A 13,163-nucleotide genomic window follows, 5' to 3' on the forward strand; every position below is an offset into this window, starting at 1 on the left:
TGCCCATCAAAGGAAGTTGTCCTGATGTGTGGAATTGTTGCTGCCGTTGCCCAGCGTGATGTTGCGCCGCTGCTGATTGCCGGCCTGAAGGCGCTCGAATACCGGGGCTACGACTCGTCCGGCGTGGCCGTGCTCGATCGCCACGAGATCCGTCGCGTGCGCGCCAAGGGCAAGGTGCGCGAGATGGAGGCGCTGTACCTGGCCGATCCGCTGCCGGGCGGTACCGGCATCGCGCACACGCGCTGGGCCACGCATGGCGTACCGAGCGAGGCTAACGCCCATCCGCATGTGGCCGGGCGGATTTCGCTCGTGCACAACGGCATCATCGAGAACTACGCCGGCCTGCGCGCCGAGTTGCAGGCCGGTGGTCATGTCTTCACCTCCGACACCGACACCGAAGTGATGGCCGCGCTGATCGACCGGCGCTATGCGAAGGGCGTGACCTTGCGCGAGGCGGTGCTGGCGACCGTGCGCGAGCTCGAAGGCGCCTATGCGATTGCCGTGATCAGCCGCGACGAACCCGATCGCGTGGTGGGTGCCCGGCGCGGCGCGCCGCTGCTGGTCGGCATCGGCATCGGCGAGAACTTCCTGGGTTCCGACGCGCAGGCGCTGATCCAGGTCACCAACAAGATGCTCTATCTCGATGAAGACGACGTGGTCGAGATCACCCGCGACAGCGTGCAGGTGTTCGACCTCGATGGTGCGCCGGTGGAGCGTGCCGTGCATGAGAGCGAGCTGTCGAAAGACGCGGTCGAGCGCGGCGAGTACCGCCACTACATGCAGAAGGAAATCTTCGAGCAGCCGCGCGCGGTCGCCGACACGCTGGAAGCGCGGATCGGTCCGCATGGCGTGCTGCCCAACATCTTCGGCATCGACAGCGATGCGCTGCTGCAGGCCACGCGCGGCGTGCACATCATCGCCTGCGGCACCAGCTATCACGCCGGCATGGTCGCCAAGTACTGGATCGAGGAATACGCGCGGCTGCCGGTCAGCGTGGAAGTGGCCAGCGAATACCGCTACCGCGACGCGGTGGTGCCGACGGGCACCTTGTTCGTCGCGATCTCGCAATCGGGCGAAACCGCCGACACGCTGGCGGCGCTGCGCGAATCGCGCCGCCGCGGTTACCTCGGCACCCTGGTCATCTGCAACTCGCCCGAGTCGTCGCTGGTGCGCGAGTCCGACCTCAAGCTGATGACCCGCGCCGGCCCCGAGATCGGCGTGGCCTCGACCAAGGCATTCACCACGCAGCTGGCCGGACTGGCCCTGCTGACCCTGGAACTGGCACGCCGCAATGGCCTGGCCGAAGATCGCTACGCCACGCTGTGCGCCGAGTTGCAGCACCTGCCGCGCGCCATCGAGAACGCCCTGCAACTGGAACCGGCGATCATCGAACTGTCGGCTGAGTTCATCCATCGCCAGCACGCCCTGTTCCTCGGTCGTGGCGCGCAGTATCCGGTGGCGCTGGAAGGTGCGCTCAAGCTAAAGGAGATTTCCTACATCCACGCCGAAGCCTACCCGGCCGGCGAGCTCAAGCACGGTCCGCTGGCCCTGGTCGACGAAGAAATGCCGATCGTGGCGGTGGCGCCCAGTGGCCCGTTGCTGGACAAGCTGAAATCCAACCTGCAGGAAGTGCGCGCGCGCGGCGGCCGCCTGATCGTGTTCGCCGATGGTGCGGCCGGCATGGACGACATGGCCGGCCATGGCGCGATGCTGCGGGTGGACTCCGGCGGCAGCTTCATCGCACCGGCCGTGTTCACTGTGCCGCTGCAGTTGCTCGCCTACCACGTCGCCGTGCTGCGCGGCACCGATGTCGACCAGCCACGCAACCTGGCCAAGTCGGTGACCGTGGAATAGGACGGGCCGGGCAGGCCGTTCCGCATTCGACGAATGCCGCCCAACGAAAAGGCCCCGGTTCGCACCGGGGCCTTTCTTTCGAGCGGTCGCTAGAAGTCCTGCTTGAAGCGGATGCCGAAGGTGCGCGGCTGGCTGAAGCCGGTATAGACCTGTCCGTTGGGGTAGTCCGCCACCACATTGTGGGCACCGCAGACCTGCACGCCGCACTCGGCGAACTTGTACAGCGCGGCCCGCTTGTCGAACACGTTGTCGATGTACACGTTCAGCGACCAGCTGTTCTTCTGGATACCGGCAGAAAGGTCGGCGGAATTGTAGGCGGGAAGATTGCCCAGCAGGTTGCGCTCGACCAGGCGCAGGTCGGTGGTGCGTGTTCCCACGTGGACCAGTGCCGCCTGCACGAACGCGTCGCTGTCGCCCACGCTGAAGGTGTAACGCGCGATCAGGTTGCCCTTGAAGCGTGGCGTGATCGGCAGCTGGGTGCCCTTGGGCGCCTGCGGCCCGTACAGGCCCGTCGACGGATTGAGCATGCTGGCCGGGCAATCGGTGACCGGCCTGCCGTTGGTATCGGTGAAGCCGCAGTAGTTGGCAGTCAGCTTGGCATCGTAAAAGGCAACGCCGGCGCTGAGGTTCAGGTTGTAGCTGGCCTGCCAGTTCAGTTGCGACTCCAGACCGTCGATGCGCGCCGAATTGGCGTTCTTGATGATGGTCAGGCCATTGGGCCCGAGGATGTTGAACTGGAAGTCGTTCCACGTTTCGCGGAACACCGCGCCGTTGAAGGAGAGCCGGTTGCCGAACCAGTTGGTCTTCCAGCCGAGCTCGAGATTGGTCAGGAAATCGGCCTGGTACGGCGGCAGCTGGCCGGCGCGGTTGACGCCGCCGGGACGGAAGCCCTTGGAGCGGGTCAGGTAGACCATGGCCGCGGGTGTGATGTTCCAGGTCAGGTTGACCTTGTTGAGTGAACCGGTTTGCCGTACCCGCTTGTTGAAGTCCAGGCAGGGCGCACCGAGGAACGGCTCGGCCGAGATGCAGCCGGCCTCGCCGTAGCTTGAACTCGGCGAGAAGCCCGCGCTGTAGCCGTAGTAGCCGTAGAGGTTGTTGCTGGTGCGGAAATAGCGCTCGCCGACGGTGGCGGTCAGCACTTCCGGGATGAAGTCGAAGGACAGTTCGCCGAACACCGATTCATCGCGGTCGTAACGTACCTGCCGGGTCAGCCAGATGGTGTTTGGCCAGCCGGTCACGGACAGCGCCGAAGACAGCCCGTCGACCTGGTAGTTCTGCAGGATGTCGTGCTTCTGCTTTTGCCAGAACGCACCGGCCACCAGCCGCAGGCGATCGTCGCTGGGCGAGACAATGCGCAACTCATGGCTGCTGTTGGTGTAGTGATCGCGGTCGGTGATGTGCTGCGACGGGTTGATCAGTGCACCGTTGTTGTCGTAGAAACTGGCGCCGGAGCCGTACAGGCTGTCGTACCAGAACGCGTAGTCGTTGTAGTCGGTGGATTCCTCCTGGTTGCGCTTGAGGTGCGCGTAGGCGTAGGTCAGGTCGAAATTGCCGATCTTGCCCTGCACGGTCAGCGCGCCCTGCCACCAGCGGTCGTCCACGCGCTCGGGGTAGTAGTGGGTCACGGCCAGGTCGCCCACTTGCGGGTCGCTGGCGAAGGTGCCGTGCGAAATGGTCTGCTGTCCCATCAGCGTGGGGCTGATCGACCAGTCGTCGTCCAGGTCGATCTTCAGCGCCGCCCGGGCGCCGTTGGTATTGACGTCGTTGTAGTGCTTCCTGGCATGACCGGAGCACACCAGGGTCGCGCTCGGGGTGCAATCGCCGGCGTTGCTGACGGTGATGCCCGAGGACGGGAAGGTACGCGAGCCGGCCTTGTTGTCGATGTAGCCGGCGTCGTGCTCGTGCCAGCCGACCAGGCGGATCGCCGCGCTCTTGCTGATCGGGATATTGATCATGCCCTCGGTGGTGAAACCGACGCCGCCATGGCCCACCTTGTCGGTGCTGATGCCGTAACTGGCTGCAAAACCGCTGGGGTCGGGCTTGTTGGTGATGATGCGCAGGGCGCCGGCCTCGGCACTGGCGCCATACAAGGTGCCTTGCGGCCCGGCCAGTACCTCGATCCGCGCGATGTCGTACATGTGCACGTCGAGCGGACCCTGGATCGTGGTGATCGGCTGGTCGTCCAGGTACACGCCCACGCTGGGCTGCGAGCCGGAGTGGTTGGTGTTGCCGCCGCTGGCCACCCCGCGCATGTAGATGCTGGCGAAGCCGGGGCCGGTGGCAATGCCGCCACCGCCTTGCTGGAAGGTGACGCTGGGCAGGTATTTCACGTAATCGTTGAAGTTCTGCACATGCAGCGCTTCAAGCTGGTCGTTGGCCAGCACATTGATGCTGATCGGCACCTTCTGCAGATTCTCGGTGCGTTTCTGCGCGGTGACGGTGACCTCGGACAGGGTGGTGGTCTTGGGCTTGGCCGCCTGCGCGTCGCTGCCCGACTGGCCGGTGTCCTGCGCCAGCACCGGTGCGGCAATGGCCAGGCAGATCGCCGCCGCCAGCGGCAGTCGGCTCAAGCGTGCCCGATGCGGTCGGGTGGTCGGTGTGGATCTTCTTTCGTGCATGGTCTCTCCCCTTTCCAGTTCACGACAATCCAGCGGAAACAGTGGCAGTCACTCCAGTGCGGGTACGTCCGGATAGGCGTCCAGCACCGGTCCCAGCGCAGCTTTCAGTGGCCCCAGCCACGAAGCGTAGTGTTGCCAGTGATCCACCCCCTCCCGGTAGATCGGCTGGCGTACCTGTTCCGAACTGGCGGTGCGTACCGGCCGCGTGTTCTGGAAGAAGCGCAGGCAGGCATCCTCGAACGGCAGCCCGCAGTAGTCGAGCAGCCGACGCACTTCGCCTTCGGTGTCGTCGACCATGCGCTCGTAGATGACGCGGTGGACGCGGCCGGGCAGCACCGTATCGAAATGGGCCATCAGCGCCACGTAGTCACGGTAGTAGCGACCAATGTCGGCAAGCTCGTAACTGAAAGCCTGCCCGCGCGCGAAGTGCTGCTTGAAGACCGAGAAGCCGCAGGCCAGCGGGTGGCGACGCGCATCGATGATCTTCGCGTTCGGCAGCATCAGCTGGATCAGGCCGAGGTGCATGAAGTTGTTCGGCATCTTGTCGATGAACAAGGGTGCCGACGTCTTGCGCTGGACCCGGGTATTCGCCAGGTAGTGCTCGCCCAGCGCACGCAGTGCATCGGCATCCAGTTCGGCCAGCGCATCGTGGTAGGGCAGCGCGCTGTCAGCGGCACCCTGCATGCGCAGCGAGCGGGTGATCGAGGTGACTTCCGGCAGCTCCATGGTGCCTTCGATCTGGCTGTGGCTGGACAGGATCTGCTCGATCAGGGTGGAACCGGCGCGGGGCAGCCCGACCACGAAGACCGGATCGCGGGCCGGGCTGCCGGCACCGGCGCGCGCCGCGAAAAACTCGCGCGTGTAGCGCTGGCGGATGTGCGCCACGCGCGCGCTGATGTCGTCGGCGCTGTACGGTGCCTGCGCGCGACGCAGGGCGTTGCCGCGGGCGTAATGGTGGAATGAGGATGCGTAATCGGCGGCGTCTTCCAGGGCCTTGCCGACGGCGAACTCCAGCTGCAGGCGATCGTCCGCGGCAAGATCGGCGCGGGCCAGCTGCGCGCGCATCGCCGCCAGCTCATCGGCGCTGAAGCGGAACGTTTTCAGGTTGGCCAGGCTCCACCAGATTTCGCCGGATGAGGGTTCCAGCTGCAGGCTGCGCCGATAGGCCTCGATCGCCTGCCCGGTGTGGCCGGCGGTCTTCAGCGCATGGCCGTAACTGACCCAGATCTTCACGTGGTGCGGGTAGTGCTTCAGCAAGTCGGCGTAGATATCGATGGCCGAGGCGTAATCGCCGGTTCGGCACAGCACCACGGCCTTGAGGTTTCGATTGCCCAGATGCCCGGGTTCCGCGGCAAGCAGGCGCTCGATCTCGATCAGTGCCTGTTCCGATCGGTTGCTTCGATGCAGCAGCAGGGCATAGTTCTGGCGCGCGGCATGGAAGCCGGGGGCCAGTTCCAGACAGCGTTCCAGCAGGTGCAGGGCATCCTCGTTGCGGCCCAGTCGGGCGGCCACTTCGGCCAGCATGCGAATTGCCGCCACGTCGGTGGGTGCCTGTTTCAGTTGCTCGCGCAGCAGGCTCTGGGCCACCGGAAGGTGATTTTCGGCCAGCGCGATGGCCGCTTCCAGCAGCCGCGGATCGTTGGTGGAATACCGCACGTGACTGGCGTACGCCGCGTCGGCGGCGTCCTGGTCACCGGCGGCCATCAGATGATCGCCCAGCGCCCTCCAGGCCTGCGGCAGGTCGGGCTTCAGCGTCACCGCATGGCGCAGTGCGCCGATCGCCTCCTGTCCGCGACCGCGGCGGCCGAGGACCATGCCAAGCTCGGCATGCAGCAGGGCCCAGTTCGGCTGTGTAACCGCCAGCGGAATCAGGATGTCGAGGGCGCCCTGATCATCGCCCTCGCGTGACCGTGCGAGCGCCAGCAGGCGCAAGGCGGCGGGGTGTCCTTCGGCTACCTGAAGAATCTCGCCAAGCTGCTCGATCGCCTGCGCGGGGTCGTTCTCCAGCAGGTGCCCGGCATGGGCGAGCGCCTGTTCCAGCGTGCCGGTGGCGGAGGCCTCCGTCATGGCCGCGACCACCGTGGAAGCGGGGTGGCCCGATGCCGGTCGGAACTGGCGCGGCGCAGCGTGGACTCAGCGCATGGCATCGGCAACGACGACTCCTCGTGGGACTCGTGGCAATCTACATCCGAACATCGCCGGGTGATAGTAGGCCTGATCACGAACCAGGCAACGCCGCCGTCAGGCGCACCACCCACCCGAGCCGGGATCGGGCATACACTGCTTCGCAACGTGCACAGCCAACTGTCGCGCCCATTCCACCAGGGGATCGAATCCGTCATGCCTGATGACACCAAGGCCGAGGAGCTGAATCGCGCACGCGCCTTGCCGGCGCGCTACTACGCGGGTGAGGCGATGCTGGCGATGGAGCAGCGCGCGGTGTTCGCGTGCAGCTGGCAGCTGGTGGCACAGCAGGAACAACTGGCCGCGCCGGGCGACCACGTGGTCGAGCAGGTCGGTGGCGTGCCGCTGTTGCTGGTGCGCGGTCAGGACGGCGTGCTGCGGGCGTTCCCCAACGTCTGCCGTCACCGTGCCGGCCCACTGGCGCTGTGCAACGGCAAGGGCGCGCGGGCGCTGCACTGCAAGTACCACGGCTGGACCTACACGCTGGAAGGCCAGCTGCGCAGCGCGCCGGAGATGCAGGATGCCTGCGACTTCCGCGTCGAGGACATCCGCCTGCCGCCGCTGCGCGTGCACGAGTGGCAGGGCCTGGTGTTCGTGGCGCTGGACGACGCCGTGCCGCCGTTCGAGGAAGTCTATGCGGGCATCGCCGAACGCATCGCGCCGATCGACCTGTCGGCGATGCGCTACCTGCGCCGCGACACCTACGACATCGACTGCAACTGGAAGGTCTACGTCGACAACTTCCTCGAGGGCTACCACCTGCCACACGTGCATCCGGGCCTGTCGAAGGTGCTCGACTACCGCGCCTACGACACCGAGTTGTTCGCATGGCATTCGCTGCAGTCCTCGCCGCTGCGCAACAGCGGCGACATCTACGGCGACGGCGAGGCGTTCTACTATTTCATCTACCCCAACGTGATGCTCAACATCATGCCGGGCCGGCTGCAGACCAACCGCATCCTGCCGCTGGGGCCGGGTCGCTGCCGCATCGTGTTCGACTATTACTACGCGCAGGATCCCAAGGCGCAGGCGCGCATGGATGCCGACCGCAGCTTCAGCGACGAAGTGCAGAACGAGGACATCGGCATCTGCGAGGCGGTGCAGCGCGGGCTGGCTTCGGGCGCGTATACGCCCGGTCGGCTGTGCCCGAAACGCGAGGGCGGCGTGTGGCACTTCCAGAATCTGCTGCGTGCGGCCTACGCCGGTCCGGCCGGGGAATCGGCGTGAGCGGATGGCTGTCGCCCATGCATCCGTCGAACTGAACAGGTAGACGCCGCCATGCGAGAGCGCAACCGGATCGGCTTCTGGACCTGCACCGCGCTGGTGGTCGGCAACGTGATCGGCATGGGCATCTTCCTGCTGCCGTCGTCGCTGGCGCCGTACGGTTTCAACGCGCTGATCGGCTGGGGCATCACCCTGTTCGGCTGCCTCACCCTGGCGCGGGTGTTCGCCCATCTTTCCGCGGCCTTGCCGGGCGCCGATGGCCCCTACGGCTACGTCCGCGACACCCTCGGCGAACTGCCCGCCTACATGTCGATGTGGGCTTACTGGGTGTCGCTGTGGCTGACCAACGCGGCGCTGGCCACCGGCGTGGTCGGCTACCTCACCGTGGTGATGCCGCAATTCGCGGTGATTCCAGCGGTGTGGTTCGCGCTCGGGCTGGTGTGGCTGTTCGTGCTGGTCAACTTGTTCGGCGTACGCACCGGCGGGGTGGTGCAGATTGTCACCACCACCTTGAAGCTGCTGCCGATGCTGGCGATCGCCATCCTCGGCGGCTGGGTACTGCTGACGACACCGGGCAGCTATGTGGCCCACCTGCCGACCACGCCGGTGACGTTCGGTGGCGTGATGGCCGCGTCCACCATCGCACTGTTCGCCATGCTCGGCATCGAATCGGCCAGCATTCCGGCGTCACGCGTCAACGATCCGGGCCGCACCATTCCGCGTGCGACGATGGCCGGCACCGTGCTGGTGGCGGTGATCTATGTGGTGGTCTCGACCGTGCCGCTGCTGCTGTTGCGCCAGGACGTGCTGGCCAATGCCAGCGCCCCGTTTGCATTGCTGATGGACCACTTCGGGCGCGCCGGTTTCGGCCGCTGGCTGGCGCTGTTCGTGGTGATCAGCGGACTGGGTGCGTTGAACGGCTGGACCCTGCTGGCCGGCCAGCTGACCCGCACCATGGCCGACAACGGCGTGCTGCCGCCGCTGGTCGCGCGCGGCAACCGCCATGGCGCGCCGGTAGCCGCCCTGTTGATCACCGGGGCACTGGCGTCGGTGATGGTATGGATGAGCTACAGCAGCTCGCTGGTCGCGGCGTTCACGTTCCTCACGCGGGTGGTCACCGCGGCCAACCTGCCGCTGTACCTGTGCTGCGCGCTGGCGCTGGGCGTGTTGTGGCGACGCGGCACGCCGGGCTGCAGCGGGCGCAGCGTGTTGCTGGTGGCTGGCGTCGGCGTGGTCTACGTGGTGTTCGCCTTCGTCGGCATCGGCGGCGAGCCGTTCGTGTATGCGCTGGGGCTGATCGCCGCTGGCCTGCCGCTGTATGCCTTCATGCGACTGCGCCGCAAACCGGTCGAGGCCTGAGCCCCATGCGCGATCCCCGCTACGACATCCTGTTCACCCCGCTGAAGATCGGCCCGGTCACCGCCAAGAACCGCTTCTTCCAGGTGCCGCATTGCAATGGCATGGGCCACGCGATGCCGCTGGCGCATGCGGCGATGCGCGAGATGAAGGCCGCGGGCGGCTGGGCGGTGGTCTCCACCGAGGAATGCGAGATCCATCCCAGCGGCGATCTCACTCCCTATGTGGAAGCACGGCTGTGGGATGACCGCGACATTCCCGCGCTGGCGCTGATGTGCGACAAGGTGCACGCGCACGGCGCGCTGGCGGCGCTGGAGCTCACCCACAATGGTCCCACCGCGTCCAACCTGTACTCGCGCGAGGTATTGATCGCGCCATCGCACCAGCCGTCCAAATACGGCTATCCGTCGCAGGCGCGGGCGATGACCAGACACGACATCCGCGAATACCGCCGCTGGCATCGCGAGGCGGCGATCCGCGGCCAGCGCGCCGGCATGGACATCATCTACGTCTACGCCGCACACGACCTGTCGCTGGCGATGCATTTCCTGCAGCGCCGGCGCAACCAGCGCAGCGACGAGTACGGCGGCTCGCTGGAGAACCGCGTGCGGCTGCTGCGCGAGGTGCTGGAGGACACGAAGGACGCGGTGGGCGACCGCTGCGCCGTGGCGTTGCGCTTCGCCACCGAGGAACTGCTCGGCCCTGGCGGCGTCGAGCTGGCCGAGGCGAAGGAGATCGTCGCCATGCTGGCCGAGCTGCCCGACCTGTGGGACGTGAACATCGCCGCCTGGTACAACGACTCGGTACCCTCGCGCTTCGCGGCCGAAGGCGCGCAGGAACCGTTCATCGACTTCGTGAAAAAGACCACCAGCAAACCGGTGGTCGGCGTAGGTCGCTTCACCTCGCCGGACACCATGGTCTCGCAACTCAAGCGCGGCGTGCTGGACATGATCGGTTGCGCGCGTCCGTCGATCGCGGATCCCTTCCTGCCGAAGAAGATCGAGGAAGGCCGCAGCGACGACATCCGAGAATGCATCGGCTGCAACATCTGCGTCTCCGGCGACATGACCATCTCGCCGATCCGCTGCACGCAGAACCCGACCATGGGCGAGGAGTGGCGCAAGGACTGGCACCCGGAGCGCATCGCGCCGAAGCGCTCGGCCAGCCGCGTGCTGGTGGTCGGCGCCGGCCCGGCGGGCCTTGAAGCTGCGCGCGCGCTGGGCCAGCGCGGTTACGCGGTGAGCCTGGCCGAGGCGCGCAAGGAGCTCGGCGGTCGGGTCACCCGCGAAGCGCGCCTGCCGGGGCTGGCCGAATGGGCGCGCGTGCGCGACTGGCGCGTCGGTCAGATCAACAAGCTCACCAATGTGGCCGTCTATCTCGACTCTGCACTGAGCGCCCAGGACGTGCTCGACTTCGGCGCCAACCACGTGGTGCTCGCCACCGGCTGCCACTGGCGCCGCGACGGTTACGGCCGCAGCAACGGCGCGGCGATCGAGGGCTTCCTCGACAATGCGCGCGTGTTCACGCCCGACGACCTGATGGACGGCCTCTACCCGGAAGGTCGTGTGGTGGTGTTCGACGACGACGGCTTCTACTACGCCAGCGTCGCCGCCGAACTGCTGCGCCAGCGCGGCTGCGAAGTAACCTACGTCAGCACCGACGACAGCATCGCGCCGTGGAGCCAGCACACGCTGGACTACCGGCATATCCGCAAGCGCATGGCCGAACTCGGCATCGAGCCGCTGGTGTCGCACAACATCGCTGCATTCCATCGCAAGGTGTTGCAGCTGGAGAATGTCTGGGATCACCAGATGCGCGAACTTCCCTGCGACGCGGTCATCGCGGTCACCGCGCGTTTGCCCGATGACGCGCTGTACCAGGACCTGCTGCTGCGCGAAGCCGAATGGGCCGACGCCGGCATCCAGTCAGTGCGTTGCATCGGCGACGCCGAAGCACCGGGGCTGATTGCGCACGCGGTGTATGCGGGGCATCGCCATGCGCGGGAGTTGGAGGAGCCCGCCGTGGGCGAGGTGGCGTTCAAGCGGCATTTCCATGCAGCCGGGCCGGATCCTCTGTTGAGGGACATGGATGTGTCCGTACCGCTCACGCGCTGAGGCGAGGAGCGATTCGGTCGAGCCGCGTATGACCGGTACGCGCGCCAGGCGACGTCCGAGGCAGCAAGGACGCTTGCTGGATTGCCGCAGCCCGGTTTCCTTTCGCCATCCGGGTCAAGCTGCGCTCGACGTCGCTTCAGGCATTGGCCGGATGGCGCAGCGGTACCTAACGCGGACAGGCATCGGCTCACTTCCCGTTGCTTGCGCCACGGATGGTGAACTGCTGCGGTCTGCTCGGGGTTTGAACGCGGGTCAGGGAGGAAGGTGGCATCAACTCACCTGGCGCACATTCCCCCTCACTCCTGCAATTCGGCGTGCTGCGATTCCTGGAATGCCTTGGGTGTGCAGCCGAGTTCCCGGCGGAATACGGTGTACAGATATTGCACCGAGGTAAAGCCGCAGCGCACGGCGATGTCGGCGAGGCTGCATTCGCCGCCGCGCAACAACTCCTGCGCGATTTCCAGCTTGTGCCGCAGGATTTCCTGGTGGACGCTGCGCTTGAGGCTGCGGCGGAAGTGTTCTTCCAGCAGTGAGCGCGACACGCCGACGTAGTTCGCCACCTGCTCGGTGCGGATGCCGAGGCAGCCATATTGGCGGATGTAATGCAGTGCACGCATCACGTGCGGGCTGCGCCGGCTCTGATGCAGGCTGGATGCGGCCACGTGCAGTCCTTGTGGCGGCACCACCACGCGGGTGTCGCTGCAGTCTGCTCCATGCAACATGCGGTGCAGCAGGTGGGCCGCGGTGCGACCCATTTCCTCGGTGCCCTGCTGCACCGAGGTCAGCGGGATGCGGCTCAAGGTGCGTGCCAGCGGGTCGTTGTCGATGCCGACGATGGCGACTTCGTCGGGCACCGCGATGTCCGCCATCATGCAGGCCTGCAGCAACTGGCGCGCGCGCGCGTCGGTTGCGGCGAGTATGCCGACCGGTTTCGGCAGGGATGTCAGCCAGGCCACCAGCGCCTCCAGCGCATCGCTCCAACCCGCCGCACTGGTGGCGTGACCGTGGTAGATGAAGCTCTTCAGGCCGTCGCGAGCCACCATGCTGTCGAACAACCGCTCGCGCTCTTCCGCCCAGCGGTGTGCCGGTGCCACCGGCAGCGAGTAGAACGCGAAGTGTTCCAGCCCCTGTTCGATCAGGTGGTCGTAGCCCAGCCGCACCATCGCGGCATTGTCGGTGGCGATGTAAGGCAGGCCTTCGGGGTAGCGTGAGGCATCGGTGTAGGAACCGCCCAGGGCGACCACCGGCACATTCACCTCGCGCAGGGCTGCGCAGACCTGGGGATCGTCGAAGTCGGCGATGATGCCGTCGCCACACCATTCGGCCAGGCCGGTCAGACGGCAGCGGAAATCCTCTTCCATGAACAGGTCCCAGCTGACCCGGGTGGATGCCAGGTACGAGCCCACGCCAGCGATGATCTGCCGGTCGTAGATCTTGTTCGCGTTGAACAGCAACGCGATGCGATGGACACCATGTGGACTGCTCATCTCGGTCACCATGCGGCGTCTCGGGTACGCGGCACTCCGCCTGCCTGTACCCGAATCTGCGACTGCGGTCGGGGTCAATCCCGGCTCGCTCGGAGGCTAGCACGGGTCGATGGGGCGCGCGGTGGCTTTGCCGCAGGCGCAAAAGAAGAAACGTCAGTCACTCTGGGCAATTTCGTAATTGCGCTGCCCCCGCGCTGCCCGCAGCATGAATCGCGAATCAGCGGGCTTGGTCGCCGGGGCCCGTTCTTGCTGGAGCGGCATGCCCGGCGCCGCTGCCAGCGTCCAACCCTCTCCCCGAAGGTGTCGTGGCGGCGATGCCACCTCCC

Annotated in this window: 7 protein-coding genes; 4 read left to right on the forward strand and 3 right to left on the reverse strand. The window is 66.4% G+C overall.

Translation table 11 applies throughout. From position 1 onward, the window contains the following. Positions 1–24: 24 nt before the first annotated feature. A complete protein-coding gene (gene glmS, locus ACQGNJ_RS05900; protein ID WP_426688310.1) occupies positions 25–1,854 on the forward strand; it encodes a glutamine--fructose-6-phosphate transaminase (isomerizing) in 1,830 nt (609 codons plus the stop codon). Positions 1,855–1,943: 89 nt separating this feature from the next. Here glmS and ACQGNJ_RS05905 read toward each other — a convergent pair whose 3' ends face one another. Together ACQGNJ_RS05905 and ACQGNJ_RS05910 are read right to left on the reverse strand one after the other, a co-directional pair. Next, positions 1,944–4,472: a TonB-dependent receptor gene (locus ACQGNJ_RS05905; protein WP_426688311.1), complete on the reverse strand. Its 2,529-nt coding sequence runs from the start codon at positions 4,470–4,472 to the stop codon at positions 1,944–1,946. A 48-nt stretch (positions 4,473–4,520) separates the two neighbouring features. Then, complete coding sequence (locus ACQGNJ_RS05910) at positions 4,521–6,539, reverse strand: tetratricopeptide repeat-containing sulfotransferase family protein (protein ID WP_426688312.1); 2,019 nt, start codon at positions 6,537–6,539, stop codon at positions 4,521–4,523. Between the two features lie 273 nt (positions 6,540–6,812). Here ACQGNJ_RS05910 and ACQGNJ_RS05915 point away from each other — a divergent pair, with 273 nt between their 5' ends. Genes ACQGNJ_RS05915 through ACQGNJ_RS05925 form a run of 3 tightly spaced genes read left to right on the forward strand, consistent with a single transcriptional unit; the run spans position 6,813 to position 11,350 of the window. Then, positions 6,813–7,883, forward strand: coding sequence for an aromatic ring-hydroxylating oxygenase subunit alpha (locus ACQGNJ_RS05915; RefSeq protein ID WP_426688313.1), 1,071 nt, complete (start codon positions 6,813–6,815; stop codon positions 7,881–7,883). Between the two features lie 51 nt (positions 7,884–7,934). Beyond that, positions 7,935–9,239: an amino acid permease gene (locus ACQGNJ_RS05920; protein WP_426688314.1), complete on the forward strand. Its 1,305-nt coding sequence runs from the start codon at positions 7,935–7,937 to the stop codon at positions 9,237–9,239. Positions 9,240–9,244: 5 nt separating this feature from the next. Then, a complete protein-coding gene (locus tag ACQGNJ_RS05925; protein WP_426688315.1) occupies positions 9,245–11,350 on the forward strand; it encodes an oxidoreductase in 2,106 nt (701 codons plus the stop codon). 296 nt (positions 11,351–11,646) lie between these two features. On the opposite strand, the gene ACQGNJ_RS05930 is transcribed toward ACQGNJ_RS05925, so the two are convergent. Beyond that, complete coding sequence (locus ACQGNJ_RS05930) at positions 11,647–12,837, reverse strand: XylR family transcriptional regulator (RefSeq protein ID WP_426688316.1); 1,191 nt, start codon at positions 12,835–12,837, stop codon at positions 11,647–11,649. Positions 12,838–13,163 lie beyond the last annotated feature (326 nt).

It is taken from the genome of Rhodanobacter ginsengiterrae (genome assembly GCF_050026815.1).
GTDB lineage: Bacteria > Pseudomonadota > Gammaproteobacteria > Xanthomonadales > Rhodanobacteraceae > Rhodanobacter > Rhodanobacter ginsengiterrae.